We start from the raw sequence: 21,815 nt of genomic DNA, 5'->3' as shown, positions 1-21,815 counted from the left end.
TGCCAGTGCGTGACGGCGGTGTCACGAGCGGTGAAAAGTCAAGCTGAGTGCCTCAACGATAGCGTCGGGCACTGACACCGGACCGGGAGCTCCGAAGACCGGCGGGCGCCCGCACGCAAACGGCCCCGGACGGGACGTCCGAGGCCGAGTGAGGCCCCTCCTTGGAAGGAACCCAAGGTCAGAGCCGTGCTTCTGGTGCCCCCGGCAGGATTCGAACCTGCGACACCCGCTTTAGGAGAGCGGTGCTCTATCCCCTGAGCTACGAAGGCGGGACTGCCTGGAACCGGCCCGGTGTTGTGGCGCGGTCTTCGGCTGACCGCTGGACAGCCTAGCGGATCGTGGTGCGCGGATGCCGCCTCTTAACCTGGTTCCATGATCCGGCGCGTGCGGAGCCGCCGGCGAGGGGTGGGGGAGTCATGGCCGGGGCCGTCGAAGCGGGTGGTCTGCCGCAGCCGTTCGGGGACGCCTTCCAGGCCGATCCGTACGCCGTCTACGCGCGGTTGCGCGAGCGGGGGTCCGTGCACCGGGTCGCGCTGCCCGACGGGTCGGCGGTGTGGCTGGTCACGCACGAGGCCGATGTGCGCCGGGGGCTGGCGGACCCGCGGCTGTCGGTGGACAAGAGGCACGCCGGGAACGGCTTCAAGGGCTTCGCACTGCCCCCGGCGCTGGACGCCAACCTGCTGAACATGGACGGCGACGACCACCTGCGGCTGCGCCGGCTGGTCGCGCAGGGGTTCACGCCCCGGCACGTCGAGGGGATGCGCACGTCGATCCAGGCCGCGGTGGACCTGTTCGCCGGCCGGCTCGCGGCCCGGGCCGAGGAGGACGGGACGGCCGACGTGGTCGCCGAGTTCGCCAGGCCGCTGCCGCTGAAGGTCATCGGGGACCTCTTCGCCGTCCCGGAGGCGGACCGGGAGCGGTTCTCCGGATGGGTCCTGACGATGCTCAACCCGGCCGGCCGCGAGGAACTCGCCCGTGCCGTCGGGGAGATCCACCGGTTCTTCACCGGGCTCGTCGCCGAGCGCCGCGCCGCGCCGGGCGAGGACGTCCTGTCCGGGCTGATCGCCGCCCGCGACCTGGACGACCGGCTGAGCGAGGACGAACTCGTCTCGCTCGCCTTCCTGATCCTGATGGTCGGCAGCGAGAACGTCCAGCACCTGATCGGCAACGGGCTGTTCACCCTCCTCGCCCATCCCGCGCAGGCGGAACTGCTGCGGCAGCGGCCCGGACTCCTCCCCGACGCCGTCGAGGAGCTGCTGCGCCACTCCCTCGCCAGCCACACCGCCATCCGCCGCTTCCCGACCGCGCCCGTCGAGATCGGCGGCGTACGCATCCCCGCGGGCGACACCGTGCTCCTCTCGCTCGGCTCCGCCCACCGCGACCCCGCCCGCTACCCGGACCCGGACCGCTTCGACATCACCCGCGCCGACAAGGCCCACCTCGCCCTCGGGCACGGGCTCCACTACTGCCTCGGCGCGCCCCTGGCCCGGACCCAGCTCACCCTCGGCCTCGACGCCCTGCTGCGCCGGCTGCCCGGGCTCCGACTCGCCGTGCCGGAGGCCGACTTGGCGTGGACCACCACCTTCAGGTTCCACGCCCTGCGCGCGCTGCCGGTCAGTACCGCAGCGACGCCGCCACCGGCAGGTGGTCGCTCGCGGTAGCGGGCAGGGTCCACGCCGAGACCGGGGTCAGCCCGCCCCGCAGCAGGATCTGGTCGATCCGCGCGACCGGGAACCGGGCCGGCCAGCTGAGGCCGAAGCCGGCGCCCGCCTCCTCCTGGGCGGCGGTGAAGCCCCGCGTCACCGGGGCGAGCACGCTGTCGTCGGTGGTGCCGTTGAAGTCCCCGACCAGCAGGGTCCGCCCGGCGGGGCCCTCCCGCAGCCGAGCGGCGAGGTTGCGGGCGGCCTCGTCGCGGCGCTCCGTGGCGAAGCCGCCGGTGCCCAGCCGGACGGAGGGCAGGTGGGCCACGTACACCGTGAGGGGCCCCTTCGGGGTGTCGGCGGTGGCGCGCAGCAGGAGCCGCCACGGCACGATCGGCGTGCCGCCCGCGTCGCGCAGCGGGAAGGTGCTCCACAGCCCGACCGTGCCCTGCACCACGTGGTACGGGTGGCTCGCGGCCAGCTCCCGCTCGTACGCGTCCAGCGCGGGCCGCGTCAGCTCCTCCAGGGCGATCAGCTGCGCCCCCGAGGCGGCGACGGCGCGGGCGGTGCCCGCCGGGTCGGGGTTGGCGTCGTCCACGTTGTGCGTGACGACGGTGAGGTCGGCCGGGCCGCCCCGCGAGCCGTCGCCCAGGGTCGGCCCGTACAGCCACCCCCAGGCCAGGGCCGGCAGCAGTGCGGCGGCCAGCGCGCTCCGGGAGCGGCGCAGCAGGGCGGCGGCGAGCAGGACGGGCACCGCGAGGCCGGTCCAGGGCAGGAAGGTCTGTACGAGGCTGCGGGGGTTGCCGCTCGCCGGGCCGCCGGGCAGCCAGGGGTGTGCCACCAGCAGCAGGGCGGTCAGGACGGCGAGGGCCGCGACGACGCCCCCGCGGGGAGGGCGGAGCCGGGCCGCGGCTCCCCGGCGGCGGGGTGTCACGTACGGGGTCATGCCCCTGGTGACGCGCCCGGCGGGCCGGAGGTTCTGCGTCCGCACAGTGGCGCCGGCCGCCCTCACACCCCCATCGGCGTGTGCAGCTCCACGGTGATCTCGACCTCGACCGGGGCGTCCAGCGGCAGCACCGCCACCCCGACCGCGCTCCGGGCGTGGATGCCCGCGTCGCCGAAGGCCGTGCCGAGCAGCTCGCTCGCGCCGTTGACCACGCCCGGCTGGCCGGTGAAGTCGGGGGCGCTCGCCACGAAGCCGACCACCTTCACCACCCGCTTCACGGCCGACAGGTCCCCGGCGACGGAGGCCACGGCGGCGAGGGCGTTCAGCGCGCACTGCCGCGCCAGCTCCTTGCCCTGTTCGGGGGTGACCCCGGCGCCCACCTTGCCGGTGACCGGCAGTGCCCCGCCGACCATGGGCAGCTGGCCGGAGGTGTGGACGTAGTGCCCGCTCACCACCGCCGGTACGTACACGGCGACGGGCGCGGGGGCGGGCGGGAGTTCCAGCCCGGCCGCCGCCAGGCGTTCCTCGGGGGTCGTGGGGGTCGCGGTCACGAAGGCCTCCTCAGGGGGCGGGGCGGGCGGTGGGGAAGGGTCAGGGCCGGGTCACGCGCACCTGGTAGCGGCCGCCCGTGAGCTCGCCCACCACGGCGATGCTGATGCCCGCCTTCTCGTCGGTGAAGGTCTCGCCCGGCCGGAACGGCGCGTCCGACAGCTCGGCGTGCACGTTGGGCCGCCGGGTGCAGCCGCCGCTGCCGGTCGCGCTGTCCGAGACGGTGACGGGCCCGCGTCCGGTGTCCACGTCCGAGTCGACCTTGTAGATGAGCACCCCGGGCTTGCAGACGGCCTCGTCGTTCCCAGCGCGGGTGCGGACCTCCAGCGCGTAGCCGGCGCTCTCGGAGAGGGGGACGAAGGCCAGCTTCGTGCCGCCCTCGACGGCCAGCGGCGACAGCACGTGGTCGCTGGTGCCGGAGGTGGAGGCGCAGCTGACCTGGCTGCTGTCGAGCCAGCCCAGCTTCCACTTGTGCCAGCCGAGGAGGTCGTTGTTGGCGCCCCAGTCCTCGCTCATGATGTCCCAGTGCCCGACCGTGCCGCCGCCGTCGGCGGTGTACAGGTCGGGCAGCCCGAAGACGTGCCCGTTCTCGTGGGGGAGCACCCGGTAGCCGGTCTCCCGGTAGGAGCCGGAGCCGTCGTCCTGGCGGCTGTAGACGAAGGACGTGTTCGCGAGCGGGACCCCGTCGGCCATCGGCGCCTCCCCGTTGCCGGAGAAGGTGACCGACAGGACGGTGTCCAGCGCGGACGGTCCGGCGTTCGGGGTGACCAGGATGTTGACCAGGTCGTACCTGCTGAAGTCCACCTCGGCGTCGGCGGCCTTCGCGATGTGCTCGACGAGCTGCCGGTAGCCGGGCTCGTACGGGGACCCGCGCTCGATCCCGTACGCCGCGAACGGCATCGGCATCCGCAGCCAGTCCCGCACCGGCGACTCGGCGCGGTAGCTGAGGCGGCCGTAGGAGCTGGTGCGGAACCAGTCGGAGGTCTGGGGGAAGAACTCCGCCAGCCGGTCCATGGCCGTGCCCTCGCCCTTGGCGTCCGGGAAGTCGATCATCAGGTTCAGTGCGCGGACCTCGCCGGTGGAGCGGGAGTACCCGGGCGGGGTCGGCAGGCCCTCCGACATCTGGACGCCCATGGTCCCGGTGATCCGGCACGGTGCCAGTACGGATTCGGCGCTGGTGGCGACGGGGCCGGAGGCCGACTGGCCGCGGCCGGATATGCCGCCGCTGGCGGTGGCGGTGACGCCCAGGGCCAGTGCGGTGAGGCCGATGAACGCGCTGGTGCGACAGGGTCTGCGTATCCGGCGGCGGGTCTGCGGCATGGAGATCGCCTTCGGTCCGCGGCAGCCGGCCGGGCCCGGACTGCTCTCTGTGGGCCCACCCTCCGACGATTGCGACACGCCCGCGCGTCGAAAGCCTCCAAACGTGATCCGACCGGGGCGAAAGCCCCCCTTGGGGGTGTGGTGCAGGTCACACTCGCGAGTGAAATAACCGGGGACTGGTTCCCCGTTTGAAGGAGAGTCCCACGAAGCGGGGACCGGCTCCCCGGTTAGGGGAGGCCGTACGAACGGATCCACCCGGTCCCGCGCCCCAGGAAGGCCCCGGAATGAAGAGCCCCGCCCGCACTCCGGCGGCCGCGCCCCGAGCGGCCGTGGACCTCGCCGGACCCGGAGCCTGCGCCGCCGCGCCCGGCCGGGTCCCGAAGCCCCGCGCCGACGCCGTGCGCAACCGGGAGCGGATCCTGGTGGCGGCGCGCGAGATGTTCGTGGAGTCCGGGCCGGACGCCCCCCTCGACGAGATCGCCCGCAGGGCCGGCGTCGGCAACGCCACCCTGTACCGGCACTTCCCCGACCGGGCCGCCCTCGTCCACCACGTGGTGCTCTACGTGATGGACCGGGTCACCGCCCTGGCCGAGGACTCGCTCGCCGAGGAGCCGGACGCCTTCGCGGCGCTCTGCCGCTTCACGCACGGCGCGGCCGACGAGCGGATCGGCGCCCTGTGCCCGATGCTCGCGGCGGGCTTCGACCGTGAACACCCCGAACTGCTCGCCGCCGGAGCCGCGTTGGAGACAGCCGTGGAGAGGCTGGTCGACGCAGGCCAGAGCGGCGGCCTGCTGCGCCCCGACATCGGCGTCGGCGACCTGATGGTCGCGCTGTCCCAGCTCAGCCGCCCCCTGCCGGGGACCGACTGCCTTGGCGTGGAGCGGTTCGCCCACCGCCACCTCCAGCTCTTCCTGGACGGCCTGCGGGCCCCGGCCCGGTCCGAACTGCCCGGCACGGCGGCCACGTTGGAGGACCTCAGGCGCACGCCCCAGGCCTGAAGACTTTTCAGACTTTCAGTAATTTTCCAGTCATTCGCACAGTGAAGTGGGTACCCCCATGTCAAAAACAGCCGCGACAGCCCCGCCGGCTGCCGTCGACCCCAGCCGGTGGAAGGCCCTGGTCTTCATCGCCCTGGCGCAGCTGATGGTCGTCCTCGACGCGACCATCGTGAACATCGCCCTCCCCTCCGCCCAGACCGACCTCGGCATCTCGGACGGCAACCGCCAGTGGGTCATCACCGCGTACGCGCTGGCCTTCGGCGGACTGCTCCTCTTCGGCGGCCGCATCGCCGACAAGTGGGGCCGCAAGAACGCCTTCGTGGTCGGCCTGATCGGCTTCGCCCTGGCCTCCGCCCTCGGCGGCGCCGCGACCGGTGAGGCGATGATGCTGGGCGCCCGCGCCCTCCAGGGCGCCTTCGGCGCGCTGCTCGCCCCGGCCGCGCTCTCCCTGCTCGCGGTCACCTTCACCGACGCCAAGGAGCGCGCCAAGGCCTTCGGCATCTACGGCGCGATCGCGGGCGGCGGCGGCGCCGTCGGCCTGATCCTCGGCGGCTTCCTCACCGAGTACCTCAACTGGCGCTGGACCTTCTTCGTCAACATCCCCTTCGCCGTCGTCGCGGCCGTCGGCGCCTGGATGGTCATCCGCGAGCCGGCCGGCTCCCGCAACAGCGCCCGCCTCGACGTCCCCGGCGTGATCCTCTCGACCCTGGGCCTGGTCGCCCTCGTGTACGGCTTCACCCGCGCCGAGTCGGCCGGCTGGTCCGACACGGTCACCGTGGCCATGTTCGTCGCCTCGGTGCTGCTGCTCGCGGCCTTCGTGTTCGTCGAGTCCAGGGTGAAGTCCCCGCTGCTGCCGCTGCGCGTCCTGCTGGAGCGCAACCGCGGCGGTGTCTACCTCTCGCTGGGCCTGGCCGTCATCTCCATGTTCGGGCTGTTCCTCTTCCTCACCTACTACCTCCAGGTCGTGAAGGGCTTCTCGCCCGTCAAGACCGGCTTCGCCTTCCTGCCGATGATCGCGGGCATGATCACGGGCTCCACCCAGATCGGCGCCCGCCTGATGACCCGGGTCGCCCCGCGCCTGCTGATGGGCCCCGGCTTCCTGCTCGCCGGCGCCGGCATGCTGATGCTGACGCAGCTGGAGGTCGGCTCCTCCTACCCGGCGCTCATCCTGCCGGCGCAGCTGCTGCTGGGCCTCGGAATGGGCACGGCCTTCATGCCGGCCATGTCCCTGTCGACGTACGGGGTGGACCCGGCCGACGCCGGCGTGGCCTCGGCCATGGTCAACACCTCGCAGCAGGTGGGCGGCGCGATCGGCACCGCCCTGCTGAACACCATCGCCGCCTCGGCGACCACCGCCTACCTGACCGACCACGCGGCCGAGGCCGCGACGGGCGGCCCGGCCGCCAAGCTGGTGCAGGCGCAGGCCATGGTCGAGGGATACTCGTCCGCGATCTGGTGGGCCGTCGGCATCCTCGTCGCCAGCGCGGCCATCGCGTTCACGCTGATCAACACCGGCCGTCCCGGCTCCGGCGGCCCGGTCGCCTCCGGCTCGGGCGCCGGAGAGGACGCCGAGATCAAGGTCCCGGTGATCGCCCACTGACGGGGCCGCGCCCCGTGCGGGAATGACTGGGGACCCCGCCTCGTTCAAATTTGAACGAGGCGGGGTCGGTCTTTTCGCGGCACCCCGCACCGACGACCGAGGAGCGCTCCCGTGACCACCGAGACCCCCCGCATGCCGGCGCTGTACCTCAGCCACGGGGCCCCGCCGCTCGCCGACGACCCGGTCTGGCCGGCCGAGCTCGCCGCCTGGTCCGCGGGACTGCCCAGGCCGCGCGCGATCCTGATGGTCTCCGCCCACTGGGAGGAGGCCCCGCTGGCGCTCGGCGCCGTCGAGCCCGTCCCGCTCGTCCACGACTTCTGGGGCTTCCCCGAGCACTACTACCGGGTGCGTTACGAGGCCCCGGGCGCCCCGGAACTCGCCGCCTCGGTCCGCGCCCTGCTGAAGGCGCCCGGCACCCCGGTCCAGGACGTCCCGGACCGCGGCCTGGACCACGGCGCGTACGTCCCGCTCGTCGAGATGTACCCGGAGGCCGACATACCGGTCCTCCAGATCTCCCTGCCCACGCTGGATCCTGCCCGGCTGATGGACATCGGCCGCAAGCTCGCCCCGCTGCGCGACGAGGGCGTCCTGATCGTCGGCAGCGGCTTCTTCACCCACAACCTGGCCGCGCTGCGGCACACCGGGCCCACAGTGCCCGGCTGGTCGGCCGAGTTCGACGACTGGGGCCGCGAGGCGCTGGCCGCGCAGGACGTCGACGCCCTGCTCGACTTCGAGGCCAAGTCCCCGGCGGGCCGCCTGGCCCACCCCCGCACGGAGCACTTCGCCCCGCTCTTCGTCACCCTCGGGGCCGCCGGATCCGACCTCGCGGCCCAGCACACCCCGGTGGACGGCTTCTGGATGGGCCTGTCGAAGCGTTCCGTCCAGTTCGGGACAGCCCTTAGGTGAGGCGGGCCGGCCCGGTGATCTCCTCGCCGATCACGAAGCCCCGGGCCGGCCCCTCGGGCACGACCACCCCGGTCCCGTACGGCGCCCTCACCTCGCAGGCGTACCGCGCCTCGTCGGGTACGGGACCGGTCAGCACGCTGACCGTGCCGTGGCCGTCGTAGTCGTCGACGATCACGTAGACCGGGATCCCCGCCCGGGCGTACGCGCGGCGCTTGCGGACCCGGTCCCGGGCGACGTCCTGCGGTCCCGGGGCGACGACCTCGGCGACCAGGGGCACGCTCGACGCCTTGATCCCCAGCTCCCCGCGGGCGGCGTGCCCGGTGAGGTCGTCCGGCGCGAGGAGCACGTCGGGAGCCCAGGCCTGGTAGCCGCCGACCACGTACATCGCCATGTAGGGGGCGTACGGGCCCCCGGCCAGGTGGGCGGCCAGCCCGGAGCGCAGCCGGTTCGCGGTGAGGGCGTGCGTGAACGGCCGTCCCACCCGCCACATCTCGATCAGCCCCTCCACGATCTCGACGCGGAAGGTCTCGGGCGGATCGATGGCCTGCCAGGCCCGCCAGAGGGCCTTGTCGAGCTCGGGGTCTGGGTCGGGGCCGGCGCTCGTCGGCGCCGCGGTGCGGGACGGCCGCGGGATGTGTGCGATCACTCCCGGCACGCTACGGCCGGAATGTGGCATGCCGACGGAATATGCCCGCGCTTCACCCGGACGAGGGCCGAATCACCCGGACGGGCGCACGCCCGACACGCGTTCGCCGTCCTGGGGTGATAAGTGCCTCTTGTCGGGTTTCCAGCGGTTCGATCGCCAGCCCAGGCAACCACGAGCCGGTGCGGCCCGTCTTCAGGGTGGGAGCGCGCCCACGGGCGGCGCCGGCCGGGCTCGAACCGGGGGTGCCGGATGTGACGGCGGTCTCACGGACACCGTCGCCGTACGGCTCCGCGAGTACCTCCGGACCGGCCGCCAAGGCTGGCCTGACCTGCACGTTCCCGGGTTCTCGCAGGAGGCCGCCACCCCCGGGTCCGGAGAGTGGCGGGGCAGGATACTGCAAGATCTCGAAAAAGGGGGACCGGCGTGGGAATTCTGTCCCGATTCCAGTCGTTGTTCCCTTTCGGAAGCGGGCACTCGGAAGAGTGTCCGGCAGACGCACCGCGACCGATTCATCGCATCGCAAGGGAGCACGCATGGCAACCCGCGCCGTCGCCCGTCGTCAGTCCACGAGCAGCGCCCGTGCTGCGGGCGGGGAGATCGTCGACCGCGACCTGGTCGGCATGTACCTCGACGAGATCGCGCGCACCCCGCTGCTCGACGCCGCCAGGGAAGTGGAGCTCTCGCAGATCATCGAGGCGGGCGTGTACGCCCGGCAGATCCTCGACGGCGCGACGGAGCGCGACGGGCAGATGCCCGCCCGCGAGGAACTGGAAGCCCTGGCCGCCGAAGGCGAGCGCGCCAAGGAAGTCTTCATCCGGTCCAACCTCCGCCTGGTCGTGGCCGTCGCCCGCCGCTACCCGCGCAGCGGCCTGCCCCTGCTCGACCTCATCCAGGAGGGCAACGCCGGCCTGGTCCGGGCCGTCGAGAAGTTCGACTACGCCAAGGGCTTCAAGTTCTCCACGTACGCCACGTGGTGGATCCGCCAGGCCATCACCCGCTCCATCGCGGACCAGTCCCGCACCATCCGCCTCCCCGTCCACCTGGTGGAGGAGCTCGGCCGGATCCGCCGGATCCAGCGCGAGTTCAACCGGGAGAACGGCCGCGACCCCGAGCACGCCGAGATCGCCGCCGAGCTCGAATCCACCGAGAAGCGCGTGGGCGACGTCCTGGACTGGGCGCGCGACCCGGTCAGCCTCAACATGTCGGTCGACGACGAGGGCGACACGCAGTTCGGCGACCTGCTGGAGGACACCTCCGCGATCTCGCCCGAGCAGTCCGTGCTCTCGCTGCTGCGCAGCGAGGAGCTGGAGGACCTCCTCGGCAAGCTCGACCAGCGCACGGCCTCCATCATCAAGATGCGCTACGGCATCGAGGACGGCCGCGAGCGGACCCTGACCGAGGTCGGCAAGCAGCACGGCCTGACCCGCGAGCGGATCCGCCAGATCGAGAAGCACGCCCTGCTGGAGCTCAAGCGCATGGCCCGCGACACCGGCTTCGACGCGGTGGCCTGACCGGCCCGCCCCCGCTCCCGCCCCCGAACGAGTCCCGGTGCCCACCCCCCCCGGGTGCCGGGGCTCCCTCCTGCCCGGGCACCGGGGGCGCCCGGCCTCAGGCCCCCGCCCGGACCAGCCGCGCGCCCAGCGCCCCGGCCGCCTCCGCCAGGAACTCCGGCTCCCGCACCGTGAACTCCAGCCCCGTCAGCGCCATCCGGGCCGCCAGCCACTCCGGCGCGTCCCCGCTCTCGAAGCGCACCCGCGCCCCGTCCGCCTCCGCGGCGGCCGCCTCGCGCAGCCACGCGGGCAGCTCCTCGGGCGGCGCGGCGAAGGACACGTCGACCGGGTACGTCCGCTCGCCCCGCAGCGCGCGCCGGACGAACTCGGCCGCCTCCATCGGCAGCGTGCGCGGGACGAACCGGGCCCCCGTCGCGAAGGGCTCGCTCACCCGGTCCACCCGGAAGGTGCGCCAGTCCTCCCGCTCCAGGTCGTAGGCGACGAGGTACCAGCGGCTCCCGGTGCTCACCAGCCGGTACGGCTCCACCAGACGGCGCGAGTCCGCCCCGTCCCGCGCCCGGTACGCGAACCTCAGCCGCTCCGGCCCCGCCACCGCCCCGGCCATCGCCGTCAGCGTCCGCGGGTCCACGCTCGGCCCGTCCCCCCGGGTCACCGCTACCGTCGCCGACTGGAGGGCGCCCACCCGGTGCCGCAGCCGGGCCGGCAGGACCTGCTCCAGCTTCGCGAGGGCGCGTACGGAGGCCTCCTCGACCCCTTCGATGGCGTGCCCGGCCCCCACGCGCAGCCCCACGGCGATCGCCACGGCCTCCTCGTCGTCGAGCAGCAGCGGAGGCATCGCCGCCCCCGCCACCAGCCGGTAGCCGCCGTCCGCGCCCAGCGAGGCCTCCACCGGGTACCCCAGCTCCCGCAGCCGCTCGATGTCCCGCCGGATGGTCCGCGAGCTCACCCCCAGCCGCTCCGCCAGCTCGCTGCCCGGCCACTCGCGCGGGGTCTGGAGCAGGGACAGCAGGGTGAGCAGCCGGCCGGGGGTGGTGTTCATAGGTCAAGATTGCCAGGTAAGTAGGACACACCCTGGCCTAGTTCCCGTCTAGGTTTCTCTCCATGAGCACCGAGACGTCCATGGCATCGCCCGAAAGAGAGAACGGGCCCGTACGAGAAGAGCGGAACGCACCCGCCGGAGCAGCCCCCGCACCAGACGCCCCCGGCGACCCCGCCGCCGCCCCGGCCGACCGCCGCCGCTGGCTGGCGCTCGCCATCGTGATGACCGCGTCGTTCATGGACCTGGTCGACGTCACGATCGTCAACATCGCGATACCCAGCATGCGCCAGGACTTCGGCGCCTCGACCAGCGCGATCCAGTGGATCACCGCCGGCTACGCGCTCGCCTTCGCCGCCGGCCTGATCACCGGCGGCCGTCTCGGTGACATCCACGGCCGCAAGCGCCTCTTCCTCGTCGGCGTCGCCGGCTTCACCGTCGCCTCGCTGCTCTGCGGCATCGCACCCGACCCGTCCGTGCTCGTCGCCTCCCGCCTCCTCCAGGGCGCCATGGCGGCCCTGATGGTCCCGCAGGTCCTCGCGATCATCCACGTCACCTTCCCGCCGCACGAGCGCGGCAAGGTCTTCGGCATGTTCGGCGCGATCGTCGGACTCGGCGCGGTCTCGGGGCCGATGCTCGGCGCGCTGCTCACCGAGTGGGACCTCTTCGGTCTCGAATGGCGCACGATCTTCCTGATCAACCTGCCCGTCGGCATCGCCGCGGTGATCATGGGCCGCAAGTTCATCTCCGAGTCCAAGGCCCCCAAGGCCCTGCGCCTGGACCTGGCCGGCGTCGTCCTCGCCACGCTCGCGCTGGTCATGCTGATCTACCCGCTCACCCAGGGCCGGGAGAACGACTGGCCGCTGTGGGGCAACGCCAGCATGATCGCGTCGCCGGCCGTCTTCGCGGGCTTCATCGCCTACGAGAAGTACAAGATCAAGAAGGACGGCTCCCCGCTCGTGGAGCTCTCCCTCTTCCGGATCAAGAGCTTCGCCGGCGGCATCACGGTCCAGCTGGCCTTCGGCCTGGCGACCGGCATCTTCTTCCTGGTCTGGACGCTCTACATGCAGATGGGCCTCGGCTGGACGCCGCTGCACGCCGGCAGCACCGGCATCCCCTTCTCCATCGCCGTCTCCGTCGCGGCCGGCATCTCGGTCGAGAAGCTCGTCCCGCGCTTCGGCCGCAAGGTGCTCCAGGCCGGTGCGCTGGTCATGGCCGCGGGTCTGCTCCTCTACATCTGGGAGTCCGAGCGATACGGCATGGACATCACCTCCTGGCAGATGGCCGCCCCGCTGATCGTCATGGGCATCGGCATGGGCCTGATCGTCGCCCCGCTGAACGACACCATCCTGTCCCAGGTGCCGCGCGAGCACGCCGGGTCCGCGTCCGGCCTGATCAACACCACCGGCCAGATGGGCAACGCGCTCGGCCTCGCGCTGACCTCCGTGGTCTTCTTCGGGTCCATCGAGGACGACCGGATCTTCGGCGTTCCGTACGCCGAGGCCTTCCGGGGCGCGCTGTGGTGGGTCGTGGCGGTCCTCGTCGTGATCTTCGCGGTGATGTTCGTGCTGCCGCGCCGGCAGATCCCGATGTCGGAGCGCGAAGGGGCCGTCGAAGGCGCCCACTGACGGCCCCGGGCTCCGGCCCGGGAGGTGCGGACATACCCGCTCGACTGAGTGGGTATGTCCGTTTTTCTTTGTTTTCCTCCGGTTCTCTGCGTAGGGTGGGAGGGAAAGCGGCGGAATCCGGTATCGAACAGACACGAACCCACAGGCGGCTCGCAATGATCCTCACGGTCACCCCCAACCCCTCCCTCGACCGGACCTACGAGGTCCCCTCGCTGGATCGCGGTGCGGTGCTCCGGGCCGCGGGGGAGCGGGTCGACCCCGGCGGCAAGGGGGTCAACGTCTCCCGGGCCGTCGCGGCGGCGGGCGGCTCCACCACGGCGGTCCTCCCGCTGGGCGGCTCCGCCGGGACCCTGCTCCTGGAGCTGCTGACCGCCGAGGGCGTGGACGTCACCGCCGTCTCGATCGCCGGGCTGACCCGCTCCAACATCGCCGTCGTGGAACCGGACGGCACCCTGACGAAGATCAACGCGGCGGGCCCGGAGCTCTCCGCCCAGGAATCCGGCCTCCTGCTCGACACCGTCCGCGGCTCCGCCGGAGCCGACTGGATCGCCTGCTGCGGCAGCCTGCCGCCCGGCCTGGAGCACCGCTGGTACGCCGAACTCGTCACCCGCGCCCGGGAAGCCGGCGCCCGCGTCGCCCTGGACACCTCCGGCCCCGCCCTGGCGGCGGCCCTGCCCGCCCGCCCGGACGTCGTCAAGCCGAACACCGCCGAGCTCGCCGAAGCCGTGGGCCGCCCGCTGGCCACCCTCGGCGACGCCGTCAAGGCCGCCGGGGAACTGGTCGGACGCGGCGCCGGCGCGGTACTGGCCTCCCTCGGCGCGCACGGCCAGCTCCTGGTCACCGCCGAAGGCGCCCACCACGGCACGGCGCCGGTCACGGCGGTCCGCAGCGACGTCGGAGCGGGCGACGCCGCCCTGGCAGGCTTCCTGACCGCCGGGGGCACCGGCCCCGCCGCCCTCGCCTCGGCCCTCGCCCACGGCGCGGCCGCCGTACAGCTGCCGGGCAGCGTCATGCCGGGCCCGGCGGACCTGCGCCCCGAGGCCGTCCGCATCACCCGGGACCTGCCGCTGGACCTCCCGCTGTCCGCCGGCTGACGGCCACCGCGGCCGTCAGCCGGCGGCGGCGTCAGCGGACCTTGGCCCGCAGCTCCATCGCCCCGCGCGCGGCGGCCTCGCTGTCGTAGACCTCGCACATGTGCCGCCCGTCCGGCGTCGCCGTGTGCTCGACCTCCCACAGGCTGAACTCGCCCCCGTCCAGCAGCACGAAGGCGTGCTCGTACAGGCTGAAACCGGCGTCCCGCCCGTCGGCCAGGCACTGCCGGCCGCCGAACGCCTGCGTGATGTGGTGCGCGTACGCCGAGCGCAGCAGCACCGCCACCGCCTCACCGGGCCGGTCGGCGTTCTCCGCGCGGCGCAGCACCCGCCGGGCGTGGTCGGCGGACTGCTCCACCGTGTACTCGCGGCGGCGCTGCTGGGGCGACGGCGCCGCGAACAGCGCGCTCAGCACCGCCAGATCGCCCTCCAGGCCGTCGTCCCCGTCCCCGTCTCCCGGGCCGTGCGCCGCGGACAGCGCCGGCTCCGCGGGGGACTCGCCGAACAGCCGGGCCACCGCCAGCCCCAGCCCGTCCTTGCTCTCGAACACCTCGTACCGGGTGCCGCGGTCGCCCCCGATCCGGTAAGCCAGCTCCCACAGGGAGGCCGCACCCCCGTCGGGCAGCAGGTAGGTGTGCCGGTGGGTCTCCCGCCACAGCCCCGCCGACGGGCTGTGGTGGGTGGTGTACAGCGAAGAGCTGTGGGCGAGCGCCGTGCCGAGGCGCTCGACCAACCTGTCCGGCAGGTCGAAGGAGTTGAGGGCGCGGCCCAGGAGTCGCTCGAGGTGCGCCTCGGTTGTCTCGTACGGATCGCTCAAGGTGGGTCTCCAGGCCGTCGCAGCTTGTCACTTCGCGGAAGCACAACGTAGCCCCTGGAGCTGACATCACGTCCGGGATTCGGTAAAACGTCCGGGAAGCATCAGGGGTTCCCGCCACACCTTCAGGTCAAGTTGGGTACGGATGGCCCTGGTTCGCGGCGGTCCGTCACATTGCGCGGGAGCATGGGCGGTATGGCAACGAACACAGTGGGCGTCCCCCGCCAGCAGGGCCGCCCCCGCATCCGCCCCGAGGGCGAACCGGGCGCCTCCCGGGGGCTGGCCTGGCTGCTGGTGGTCACCGGGGCGGCCGGGCTGCTCGCCTCCTGGGTGATCACCCTGGACAAGTTCCTCCTGCTGGAGGACCCGGACTTCAAGCCCGCCTGCAGTCTCAACCCCGTGGTGTCCTGCGGCAGCGTCATGCAGAGCGAGCAGGCCTCCGCCTTCGGCTTCCCCAACCCGATGCTCGGGCTGGCCGGTTACGCCGTCGTCGTCTGCGTCGGCGCGGGCCTGCTGGCCGGCGCCGGCTACCGGGGCTGGTTCTGGCTGGGACTGAACGCCGGGACGCTCTTCGGCACCGGCTTCTGCGCCTGGCTGATGGTCCAGTCGCTGTACGAGATCAACGCCCTGTGCCTGTGGTGCTGCCTGGCGTGGGTGGCGACCCTGCTGATGTTCTGGGCGGTCACCGCCCGCAACGTCCGCACCGGCGACCTGCCCGCGCCAGGCCCGCTGCGGGGGCTGTTCACCGACTTCGCCTGGGCGCCGCCGGCCCTGCACATCGGGGTGATCGGGATGCTGGTCCTGACCCGCTGGTGGGACTTCTGGACGGGCTGACCGGAGCGGGGGCGTACGCGCACGAGGGCCCCGGCGGCTGGACGCCGCCGGGGCCCTCGTCACTGCGTCACTTCGCTCCACGGGCGCTGGTGGGCCCTGACCGGAAGGGGTCGAGCGGAGGAGGTCAGCTGCCGACGGAGCCGTTGCCGGAGAGGATCGGGATGTTGCTCAGGATGTGGGAGAGCGGCTCGTCGCCCTTGGCCTGGGTGGAGTTCTCGGTGCACTGCTGGTTCTGCGGGTTCGACAGGACGTTGATGTCCTGGACGCCGATGTTGAGCGCGGCGAGGATCGACTGGGCGTTGACCTTCGCGGGCAGGCCGATGCAGGGCTTGTTGAGGGTGCCCTGGACCAGGCCGAGCTGCGGGCTCATGTCGCCGGTGGTCTTCTGGTTGCCGTAGATCTGCTGGGCACCGTTGCCGTTGACCGTGTTGATCCCGTTGTCGTTGCCGATGGCCATGGCCGGAGCGGCGCCCGCGCCGACGGCGGCGGCGGTGACCGCGGCGGCGGCCATGATCTTCTTGAGCATCATTGATCCTTTTGTCGCACGAGTGCCCGCTTGTGGAGCGCCCTGATCAACCGGTCCTCCGGGGGGTTGGTTCCGCTCCTTCACTCGAACGGCCCGTCCGGGGAGGGGTTTTCCCCGGTGCGGGTGAGGCGGCTGCGGACGCCTGCGCGAAGCCCGTACGCAGCCCCCAGGGCCAGACCCCGCCGGTCAAGATCGTGTTGCGCTCCGTAGAAGGGGTGCGCACGGTGGGTGAGGAGACGGATTGTTCCCGTCCGTTTTCGCGACCACCCGAAGGAAGCACCCATGCGCACGAAGCCGTCCCGCCTCCGCGTCCTCGTCCCGTCGGCCCTCGCCGTCGTCATACTGTCCGGCGCGGCCGCCCCCGCGATGGCCGCCGACGGCGGCGGCGCCGCAGCGGCCGTCGAAGAGCGGGCGGCCGCCGTGCAGGAGCGGATCGAACGGATCGAGGAGGTCAGGCAGGCCGTACCCGACCGGGTCGCCGCCGGCCCGATCGACGACCTCCTCGCGAGCCTGACCAAGACCCTGGGGGACCTGCTGGGCTCCCTCACGGGCCTGCTGGGCGGCGTGCAGCTGCCGATCGAGCTGCCGAAGATCCCCGAGATCAAGATCCCCGAGATCAAGCTGCCGGAACTGCCCGGCGGGGTGACCATCCCGCCGGCCACCCTCCCGGCGCTGCCGGCGCTGCCGGCGGTACCGGCCACTCCGGCGCTGCCTGCCGTACCGGCCGTACCGGCGCTGCCGGCCACCCCGGCGGTTCCGGCGGTTCCGGCGCTGCCGGGGACCGGGGTGATCCCCGAACTGCCCGACATCCCGGATGTACCCGACATCCCCGACATCCCCATCCGCAGCTAGGCGGGGGCGGCGGAGTCCAGCCGGCGGCATGGTTACGACTATTGGGCCGAACAGGTCTGGTTCGGGTCTTATTCGGCTCGTGGCCGTGTCGTCCGGGAAGCTGGACCGTTTCGCTTCATGTGAGCCCCGGATCGGGGCAGGACATCGAAGAGAAGGTGCACTTCCCATGAACACTGCTGCCAAGAAGGCCGCTGTGGCCCTGGCCTCCGCTGGTCTCGCCGTCGCCGGTGCCGCCGGCGCCGCCTCCGCCGACTCCGCGGCCGAGGGCGCGGCCGTGGGCTCCCCCGGTGTCCTCTCGGGCAACCTGGTCCAGGTCCCGCTCCACATCCCGATCAACGTCTGCGGCAACTCCGTGAGCGTCATCGGTGCGCTGAACCCCGCGTTCGGCAACGTCTGCATCAACGACTGACGCACGTCTCAGTCCGCACCACACGACTGTGGGCGCCTCCGGCATCGCCGGGGGCGCCCACAGCCGTTCCCGGACTGCTCAGTGCTGGCCGCCGTTGAGCTGTACGCCGCCGAGCAGCGGGGAGACCTTGGTCGCCCCGTTCGCCAGGCCCAGTACCTCGCCGGGGGCGTTGTTGCGGAGCTTGTTGACGCCCTGGGCGGTGCCGACGACCTTGTTGACGGTCTCGCCCTGCTCGGCGAGGGCCATGCCCAGGGTCTCGGGGGCCGAGGCGACCACGGGCTCGACGGCGCTCAGCGCCGTGTTCCATCCGGCCGACAGGCTCATGGGGGGACCGGCGGGCGCCTCCGCCGCGAAGGCGGGGGCCGCCGCTCCGAGCGCGGCGACGGAGCCGGCGACGACAGCGGCGGCCTTGGAGAGCTTCATTATCGAAAATCCTCTTCTATTCGTGGACAGAGGTGCCGGCGGCGACCGTCGCGCCGCTTTCGACCTGGGTAACGATTACCGGCGGCTGCGGAAACGCGGGCGGGCGCACGGCAGCGGCCGGAGAATCCGATGAGGGATTCTCCGGCCGGTATTTCTTCTGATTACCGGTATTCCCGGTCAGTCGATACGGGACCTGCGGTACAGAATCGCGCCGCCGAGGATCAGGGCCGAGGCGAGGGCCGCCATGGCCGAGGCCTCGCCCGCTCCGGTGGCCGCCAGCTCCGGCGCGCCCGCCCGGGCCGGCGCGGGGACGGGGGCCGGCGGGGCCGCCTCGGGAGCCGGAGCCGGAGCCGGGGCGGGTGCGGGAGCCGGGGGCAGGTGCACCGGCAGGTCACCGGCCGGTGCCGCCGGGGGCTGGTCCGCCGGGCGGACGGCCTCCGGGACGGGGAGCGGCGCGGGCGCGGGCCGCTCCGGCTGGCTGCCGTGCGGCGGACGCGGCGCCGGAATCTCCGCGTCGGGAGCCGCCGGGGCGGGCTGCGGGACGGGCGCCGGGAGGGTGTGGGGCTGCTCCTCGGGCCGCGGCACCTCCTGGACCGGCGCCGGGGCGGGCTGCGGCGCCGGGGCCTCGGCCTGCGGGGTCTGCGGCGGGGGAGCCGGCGCCGGCGCGGGCTGGGGCGCGGGCTGCGGGGCGGGGGCCGGAGCGGGCGCCGGGTGCTCCGCCGCGGGTCCGGGCTTCGGCTCCGGCTTGGGGGCGGGACGCGGCTCCGGCTTGGGCTTCGGGTGCTGCGGTGCCGGGGCGGGCGGTGCCGGGTGGGGCGCCGGGTGCTCCGCGCGCGGGGGCTGCGGCGGGTGGTCGTCGCACTCCTCCCCGCCCTCGCCGTAGCGCCCTTCGCCCGAGCCGCCGTAGCCGCCCTCGTCGCCGCCGTGCTGGTGCCGGGGCGCGGGGGGCTCGTGGCGGGGCGCCTCGTGGCGCGGTGCGGCGTGCTTGGGGGCGTGCGCGCGGGGTTCCCCGTATCCGCGCTCCTCCTCGTGGCGCTGGCGCGGCAGCGCGTGCCGGCCGCCCTGCTGCTCGTCGAGGTAGCGCTCGAAGGCCGCGCGGTGCTCGGGGCTGAGGTAGCGCTCGTAGTCGCGGCCGCCGTCGTCGCCGGCGTGGGATCCGGTGGAGCTGACGCAGGTGTTCCCCATCGAGGGGTTGAGGGCCGCACCCCCGTCCACGCTGTTGCCGCACACGTTCGGTGTGACCGTGATCGGTACCGAGACGCTGTTGCCGGACAGCACACCCGGCGAATGCGAGGCCTCGGCCAGCGCCCCTGGATGCGCGCAGGCCGCGCCGGTCGCGATCGACAGCAGGCTTGAGGCCGCCGCAGCGGTGAGCACCCCCTTGCCCAGTACCTGTCGGCTCAGTACCTGTCGCATGGGTCCTTCCCTGTCCACCGGCGCGTGGGCCGGTACTGAATCGAAGGTGGCCCCGGAGTGCACCGCCGTGCACTCCGAGGCCACCCCGAGGAGGTATGCCCTGCCCTCGCGGGCCCAGGGCTCCGTCAGGCGTTGACGCAGGTGTTGCCGAAGGCCGGGTTCAGCAGACCGATCAGCTGGGCGGTGTTGCCGCAGACGTTCACCGGGATGTGCACGGGAACCTGCACGAGGTTGCCGGACAGGACGCCGGGGGAGTCCTTGGTGATCCCGTGGGCGCCCGCGTCGGCCATGGCCGGGGAGGCGACACCGGCGGCCATCATCGCGCCGGCGGCCAGCACCACTGCCTTCTTGTGCTTCATTTCTTTTTCAATCCTTCCCGCAGAGGTGTATCCGCTGCACAAATAACAACGAGTGGGTCCGGGAAAAGAAACCGCGAATTCCTCGGGGTCTCCACGCAATTCACTCCGATGCTCCAGGGCGGCCGTGGCGTGAATTCGACCCGACGTTAAGGGGGTGTCGGAAGGGACCGGAATTGCTCGGGCCCGGCATGCGACGAGGCCGCCGCGACCCGTGGGTGCGACGGCCTCGCTCGGGGTGCTGCGCGATCAGCTGCCGGCGGAGACGTTGCCGGAGAGGATCGGGATGTTGTCCAGGATGTGCGACAGGGCCTCGTCACCCTTGGCCTGGGTGGAGTTCTCGGTGCACTGCTGGTTCTGCGGGCTGGACAGGACCGGGATGTCCTGGACGCCGACGTTGATGAGCGCGAGGATCGACTGCGCGTTGACCTTGGCCGGGAGGGCGATGCAGGGCTTGTTGAAGGAGCCCTGGATCAGCGCCATCTGCGGGCTCATGTTGCCGTAGGTGGCCTGGTTGCCGTAGATCTGCGCCGAGTTGTTGCCGTTGACGGTGTTGATGCCGTTGTCGTTCCCGACAGCCATCGCCTGCGGGGCCATGGCGGCGCCGAGGCCCACGGTGGTGGCGGCAACCGCTGCGCCGGCCGCAAACTTCTTGATCATTATCGTCCCTTTTTTGCAGGATTGCCCGGTACTGGAGCATCCGGAACAACGCCCTCGCCCCGGCTCGGGTTGCGTGGCTTCACCCGGATGCCGCCGTTTCGGGCGGCGCGGTTGACGTTCAGGCGTTCACGCAGGTGTTGCCGAACGCGGGGTTCAGCAGTGCGATCACGTTGACGGTGTTGCCGCAGACGTTCACCGGGACGTGGACGGGGACCTGGACCAGGTTGCCGCTCAGCACGCCGGGGGAGCCGGCGGCGACGCCGTCCGCCGAGGCGCCGCCGTGCGCGGAGGCGAGGCCCGCGCCGCCCATCAGCATCGCCGCGCCCGCGACCGCCACGGTGCTGCCGCGCATCAGCCTCTTCTTCATCTCCGTATTTCCTTTCGGTTTGAACGATGGTGCACCGGCATAACGACCCGCCCACGGGGAGGGTGCGTGCTATCGCCCAAAAGGCCGTACGAGCGAGTCCGACGTGATTTCCAGCCCGATTTCTGACAAAGTTCACTCCTGTTTTGTCCCCTTGATCGAAAATGGAGACAGGGTCATGGGTTCCTCCCGCAGAATCCTCGGCACACTCGGCCTGCTGTCCTGCCTCACCCTTTCCGCACACGTGCCCCCGGCGGGTGCTGCGGTGGCCGCCGGGGCGCGTGAATTGCCCCGGGTGCCCTTCACCCAGCGCTACCAGGCCGTCCAGCACGGCGGGCTGGTCAGGGCCTCCAACTCCGCCATCAGCTGCCGTCGCGAGGAGAACGCCCAGGCCGAGCCGTGCGCCGAGGTCAAGAAGGGCGCGGCGGGGGTCAACGGCGACTTCGAGATGTTCTACGACGAGGTCGACAAGGACCCGGACACCTACAACTCCACCCGGGCCGAGCTCAAGGTCCCGCAGGGCGCGAAGGTCTCGTACGCCCGCCTGTACTGGGGCGGGAACCTGCGGGTGGGGGAGCAGAAGCCGCCGGAGGACAACGGGCGGGTGCTGGTCGCCGAGCCCGGGGGCGCGTACAAGGCGGTGCTGGCCGACACCGTGATCGGACACCACACCGACCAGGGCAGCGACGCCTACCAGGCCTCGGCCGACGTCACCCCGATGGTGCGCAAGGGCGGGGCGGGGATGTGGACCGTGGCCCAGCTCAACGTGGCCATGGGCCACTCGGAGGCGGGCGCCTGGGGCGGCTGGACGCTGGTCGTCGCGTACGAGCACCCGCAGGAGCCGCTGCGCCGGGTCTCGGTGTGGGACGGCTTCGAGTCCCTCGCCGCCGGCGCCGGCGAGGCGGCGGGGGAGACGGTGGAGGTCGCCGGCCTGGACGTGGCGCCCGGCGGCTCCGGCAAGGCCGGGGTCGTCGCGTACGACGGGGACCGGGGGACCCTCGGGGACTCACTCACCGTGACCGCTGACAGTGGCCGACGGGTCGATGTCAGTGATGCAGAAAATCCTTTTAATGATGTTATGAATTCCACGATCACGGAATTCGGACGTCCCTCGTTCGTGCGACAGCCCGAACATATGAATAATCTCGGATATGACGCGGACGTGTTCGATCTGAGTCCCGCCCTGTCCGGTGGCGCCCGCAGCCTGAGCTTCAAGTTCGCGGGCGAAAGCCAAGGTCAATTCCTCGGTGTGCTCTTCGTTCAGACAGACGCGCGCCGCTGAACGCAGGA

Annotated in this window: 23 protein-coding genes and 1 tRNA gene; 11 read left to right on the top strand and 13 right to left on the bottom strand. The window is 72.5% G+C overall.

Features of this window, described 5'->3' with window-relative positions; translation table 11 throughout:
- Nucleotides 1-193 precede the first annotated feature (193 nt).
- Nucleotides 194-269: transfer RNA gene (locus ACZ7IF_RS10420), tRNA-Arg, on the bottom strand.
- A gap of 147 nt (nucleotides 270-416) precedes the next feature.
- Between ACZ7IF_RS10420 and ACZ7IF_RS10415 the strand changes: the two genes are divergently transcribed.
- Nucleotides 417-1,661, top strand: a complete 1,245-nt coding sequence (locus ACZ7IF_RS10415; RefSeq protein ID WP_470966248.1) for a cytochrome P450 family protein — start codon at nucleotides 417-419, stop codon at nucleotides 1,659-1,661.
- On the opposite strand, the gene ACZ7IF_RS10410 is transcribed toward ACZ7IF_RS10415, so the two are convergent.
- The 3 genes from ACZ7IF_RS10410 to ACZ7IF_RS10400 form a co-directional block, all read right to left on the bottom strand.
- Nucleotides 1,615-2,586 carry an endonuclease/exonuclease/phosphatase family protein gene (locus ACZ7IF_RS10410; RefSeq protein WP_470966245.1) on the bottom strand — a complete coding sequence of 324 codons (972 nt, stop codon included), beginning with the start codon at nucleotides 2,584-2,586 and terminating at the stop codon, nucleotides 1,615-1,617. The genes ACZ7IF_RS10415 and ACZ7IF_RS10410 overlap by 47 nt on opposite strands.
- Nucleotides 2,587-2,648: 62 nt before the next feature.
- Nucleotides 2,649-3,137: a RidA family protein gene (locus ACZ7IF_RS10405; RefSeq protein ID WP_470966241.1), complete on the bottom strand. Its 489-nt coding sequence runs from the start codon at nucleotides 3,135-3,137 to the stop codon at nucleotides 2,649-2,651.
- Nucleotides 3,138-3,177: 40 nt separating this feature from the next.
- Nucleotides 3,178-4,455: a M6 family metalloprotease domain-containing protein gene (locus ACZ7IF_RS10400; RefSeq protein ID WP_470966238.1), complete on the bottom strand. Its 1,278-nt coding sequence runs from the start codon at nucleotides 4,453-4,455 to the stop codon at nucleotides 3,178-3,180.
- A 284-nt stretch (nucleotides 4,456-4,739) separates the two neighbouring features.
- On the opposite strand from ACZ7IF_RS10400, the gene ACZ7IF_RS10395 reads away from it, so the two are divergent.
- The 3 genes from ACZ7IF_RS10395 (at nucleotide 4,740) to ACZ7IF_RS10385 (ending at nucleotide 7,959) form a co-directional block, all read left to right on the top strand.
- On the top strand, nucleotides 4,740-5,453 hold the full coding sequence (locus tag ACZ7IF_RS10395; RefSeq protein ID WP_470966235.1) for a TetR/AcrR family transcriptional regulator: 714 nt from the start codon (nucleotides 4,740-4,742) through the stop codon (nucleotides 5,451-5,453).
- 58 nt (nucleotides 5,454-5,511) lie between these two features.
- Nucleotides 5,512-7,053 carry an MFS transporter gene (locus ACZ7IF_RS10390; protein ID WP_470966232.1) on the top strand — a complete coding sequence of 514 codons (1,542 nt, stop codon included), beginning with the start codon at nucleotides 5,512-5,514 and terminating at the stop codon, nucleotides 7,051-7,053.
- Between the two features lie 132 nt (nucleotides 7,054-7,185).
- On the top strand, nucleotides 7,186-7,959 hold the full coding sequence (locus ACZ7IF_RS10385; RefSeq protein ID WP_470966796.1) for a dioxygenase family protein: 774 nt from the start codon (nucleotides 7,186-7,188) through the stop codon (nucleotides 7,957-7,959).
- On the opposite strand, the gene ACZ7IF_RS10380 is transcribed toward ACZ7IF_RS10385, so the two are convergent.
- Nucleotides 7,952-8,605, bottom strand: a complete 654-nt coding sequence (locus ACZ7IF_RS10380) for a Uma2 family endonuclease (RefSeq protein WP_470966225.1) — start codon at nucleotides 8,603-8,605, stop codon at nucleotides 7,952-7,954. The genes ACZ7IF_RS10385 and ACZ7IF_RS10380 overlap by 8 nt on opposite strands.
- A 533-nt stretch (nucleotides 8,606-9,138) precedes the next feature.
- On the opposite strand from ACZ7IF_RS10380, the gene ACZ7IF_RS10375 reads away from it, so the two are divergent.
- Complete coding sequence (locus ACZ7IF_RS10375; protein ID WP_470966221.1) at nucleotides 9,139-10,116, top strand: sigma-70 family RNA polymerase sigma factor; 978 nt, start codon at nucleotides 9,139-9,141, stop codon at nucleotides 10,114-10,116.
- A gap of 97 nt (nucleotides 10,117-10,213) precedes the next feature.
- On the opposite strand, the gene ACZ7IF_RS10370 is transcribed toward ACZ7IF_RS10375, so the two are convergent.
- Nucleotides 10,214-11,155, bottom strand: a complete 942-nt coding sequence (locus ACZ7IF_RS10370; protein WP_470966218.1) for a helix-turn-helix transcriptional regulator — start codon at nucleotides 11,153-11,155, stop codon at nucleotides 10,214-10,216.
- A 62-nt stretch (nucleotides 11,156-11,217) separates the two neighbouring features.
- Here ACZ7IF_RS10370 and ACZ7IF_RS10365 point away from each other — a divergent pair, with 62 nt between their 5' ends.
- The gene (locus ACZ7IF_RS10365) at nucleotides 11,218-12,780 is read left to right on the top strand and encodes an MFS transporter (RefSeq protein WP_470966214.1); all 1,563 of its coding nucleotides are present in this window, start codon (nucleotides 11,218-11,220) and stop codon (nucleotides 12,778-12,780) included.
- 155 nt (nucleotides 12,781-12,935) lie between these two features.
- Nucleotides 12,936-13,874, top strand: coding sequence for a 1-phosphofructokinase (pfkB, locus tag ACZ7IF_RS10360; protein ID WP_470966210.1), 939 nt, complete (start codon nucleotides 12,936-12,938; stop codon nucleotides 13,872-13,874).
- A gap of 31 nt (nucleotides 13,875-13,905) precedes the next feature.
- Here pfkB and ACZ7IF_RS10355 read toward each other — a convergent pair whose 3' ends face one another.
- A complete protein-coding gene (locus tag ACZ7IF_RS10355; RefSeq protein WP_470966206.1) occupies nucleotides 13,906-14,688 on the bottom strand; it encodes a DUF6227 family protein in 783 nt (260 codons plus the stop codon).
- Between the two features lie 192 nt (nucleotides 14,689-14,880).
- Here ACZ7IF_RS10355 and ACZ7IF_RS10350 point away from each other — a divergent pair, with 192 nt between their 5' ends.
- Nucleotides 14,881-15,519 (top strand): vitamin K epoxide reductase family protein, encoded by a 639-nt coding sequence (locus ACZ7IF_RS10350; protein WP_470966203.1) that lies wholly within the window; start codon nucleotides 14,881-14,883, stop codon nucleotides 15,517-15,519.
- A 124-nt stretch (nucleotides 15,520-15,643) separates the two neighbouring features.
- Here the strand turns inward: ACZ7IF_RS10350 and ACZ7IF_RS10345 are convergent, their stop codons facing one another.
- Nucleotides 15,644-16,045, bottom strand: coding sequence for a rodlin (locus ACZ7IF_RS10345; protein ID WP_470966198.1), 402 nt, complete (start codon nucleotides 16,043-16,045; stop codon nucleotides 15,644-15,646).
- Between the two features lie 282 nt (nucleotides 16,046-16,327).
- Here ACZ7IF_RS10345 and ACZ7IF_RS10340 point away from each other — a divergent pair, with 282 nt between their 5' ends.
- Together ACZ7IF_RS10340 and ACZ7IF_RS10335 are read left to right on the top strand one after the other, a co-directional pair.
- Complete coding sequence (locus tag ACZ7IF_RS10340) at nucleotides 16,328-16,897, top strand: hypothetical protein (protein ID WP_470966194.1); 570 nt, start codon at nucleotides 16,328-16,330, stop codon at nucleotides 16,895-16,897.
- Between the two features lie 166 nt (nucleotides 16,898-17,063).
- Nucleotides 17,064-17,306, top strand: coding sequence for a chaplin (locus ACZ7IF_RS10335; protein ID WP_470966191.1), 243 nt, complete (start codon nucleotides 17,064-17,066; stop codon nucleotides 17,304-17,306).
- Nucleotides 17,307-17,384: 78 nt separating this feature from the next.
- Here the strand turns inward: ACZ7IF_RS10335 and ACZ7IF_RS10330 are convergent, their stop codons facing one another.
- The 5 genes from ACZ7IF_RS10330 to ACZ7IF_RS10310 all read right to left on the bottom strand — a co-directional run bounded on the left by ACZ7IF_RS10330 (nucleotide 17,385) and on the right by ACZ7IF_RS10310 (nucleotide 20,528).
- Nucleotides 17,385-17,729: a hypothetical protein gene (locus ACZ7IF_RS10330; protein WP_470966186.1), complete on the bottom strand. Its 345-nt coding sequence runs from the start codon at nucleotides 17,727-17,729 to the stop codon at nucleotides 17,385-17,387.
- A gap of 177 nt (nucleotides 17,730-17,906) precedes the next feature.
- A complete protein-coding gene (locus ACZ7IF_RS10325; protein WP_470966183.1) occupies nucleotides 17,907-19,145 on the bottom strand; it encodes a chaplin in 1,239 nt (412 codons plus the stop codon).
- 125 nt (nucleotides 19,146-19,270) lie between these two features.
- Entirely contained in the window at nucleotides 19,271-19,504 is a 234-nt protein-coding gene (locus tag ACZ7IF_RS10320) for a chaplin (protein ID WP_470966180.1), read from the bottom strand.
- 246 nt (nucleotides 19,505-19,750) lie between these two features.
- Nucleotides 19,751-20,161, bottom strand: coding sequence for a rodlin (locus tag ACZ7IF_RS10315; RefSeq protein WP_125603605.1), 411 nt, complete (start codon nucleotides 20,159-20,161; stop codon nucleotides 19,751-19,753).
- 118 nt (nucleotides 20,162-20,279) lie between these two features.
- A complete protein-coding gene (locus ACZ7IF_RS10310; RefSeq protein ID WP_470966171.1) occupies nucleotides 20,280-20,528 on the bottom strand; it encodes a chaplin in 249 nt (82 codons plus the stop codon).
- A 103-nt stretch (nucleotides 20,529-20,631) separates the two neighbouring features.
- Between ACZ7IF_RS10310 and ACZ7IF_RS10305 the strand changes: the two genes are divergently transcribed.
- Complete coding sequence (locus tag ACZ7IF_RS10305) at nucleotides 20,632-21,807, top strand: DUF3344 domain-containing protein (RefSeq protein ID WP_470966167.1); 1,176 nt, start codon at nucleotides 20,632-20,634, stop codon at nucleotides 21,805-21,807.
- Nucleotides 21,808-21,815 lie beyond the last annotated feature (8 nt).

It is taken from the genome of Streptomyces sp. NPDC037421, assembly GCF_055602105.1.
The sequence above is the reverse complement of the archived record's forward strand: the minus strand, read 5'-3'. Positions and strand labels throughout refer to the sequence as shown.

Coding starts and splice junctions, on each gene's coding strand:
- ACZ7IF_RS10415 (WP_470966248.1), top strand. CDS start 417: ATGGCCGGGGCCGTCGAAGCGGGTGGTCTGCCGCAGCCGTTCGGGGAC.
- ACZ7IF_RS10410 (WP_470966245.1), bottom strand. CDS start 2,586: ATGACCCCGTACGTGACACCCCGCCGCCGGGGAGCCGCGGCCCGGCTC.
- ACZ7IF_RS10400 (WP_470966238.1), bottom strand. CDS start 4,455: ATGCCGCAGACCCGCCGCCGGATACGCAGACCCTGTCGCACCAGCGCG.
- ACZ7IF_RS10395 (WP_470966235.1), top strand. CDS start 4,740: ATGAAGAGCCCCGCCCGCACTCCGGCGGCCGCGCCCCGAGCGGCCGTG.
- ACZ7IF_RS10390 (WP_470966232.1), top strand. CDS start 5,512: ATGTCAAAAACAGCCGCGACAGCCCCGCCGGCTGCCGTCGACCCCAGC.
- ACZ7IF_RS10385 (WP_470966796.1), top strand. CDS start 7,186: ATGCCGGCGCTGTACCTCAGCCACGGGGCCCCGCCGCTCGCCGACGAC.
- ACZ7IF_RS10375 (WP_470966221.1), top strand. CDS start 9,139: ATGGCAACCCGCGCCGTCGCCCGTCGTCAGTCCACGAGCAGCGCCCGT.
- ACZ7IF_RS10370 (WP_470966218.1), bottom strand. CDS start 11,155: ATGAACACCACCCCCGGCCGGCTGCTCACCCTGCTGTCCCTGCTCCAG.
- ACZ7IF_RS10365 (WP_470966214.1), top strand. CDS start 11,218: ATGAGCACCGAGACGTCCATGGCATCGCCCGAAAGAGAGAACGGGCCC.
- pfkB (WP_470966210.1), top strand. CDS start 12,936: ATGATCCTCACGGTCACCCCCAACCCCTCCCTCGACCGGACCTACGAG.
- ACZ7IF_RS10350 (WP_470966203.1), top strand. CDS start 14,881: ATGGCAACGAACACAGTGGGCGTCCCCCGCCAGCAGGGCCGCCCCCGC.
- ACZ7IF_RS10345 (WP_470966198.1), bottom strand. CDS start 16,045: ATGCTCAAGAAGATCATGGCCGCCGCCGCGGTCACCGCCGCCGCCGTC.
- ACZ7IF_RS10340 (WP_470966194.1), top strand. CDS start 16,328: ATGCGCACGAAGCCGTCCCGCCTCCGCGTCCTCGTCCCGTCGGCCCTC.
- ACZ7IF_RS10335 (WP_470966191.1), top strand. CDS start 17,064: ATGAACACTGCTGCCAAGAAGGCCGCTGTGGCCCTGGCCTCCGCTGGT.
- ACZ7IF_RS10330 (WP_470966186.1), bottom strand. CDS start 17,729: ATGAAGCTCTCCAAGGCCGCCGCTGTCGTCGCCGGCTCCGTCGCCGCG.
- ACZ7IF_RS10325 (WP_470966183.1), bottom strand. CDS start 19,145: ATGCGACAGGTACTGAGCCGACAGGTACTGGGCAAGGGGGTGCTCACC.
- ACZ7IF_RS10320 (WP_470966180.1), bottom strand. CDS start 19,504: ATGAAGCACAAGAAGGCAGTGGTGCTGGCCGCCGGCGCGATGATGGCC.
- ACZ7IF_RS10315 (WP_125603605.1), bottom strand. CDS start 20,161: ATGATCAAGAAGTTTGCGGCCGGCGCAGCGGTTGCCGCCACCACCGTG.
- ACZ7IF_RS10310 (WP_470966171.1), bottom strand. CDS start 20,528: ATGAAGAAGAGGCTGATGCGCGGCAGCACCGTGGCGGTCGCGGGCGCG.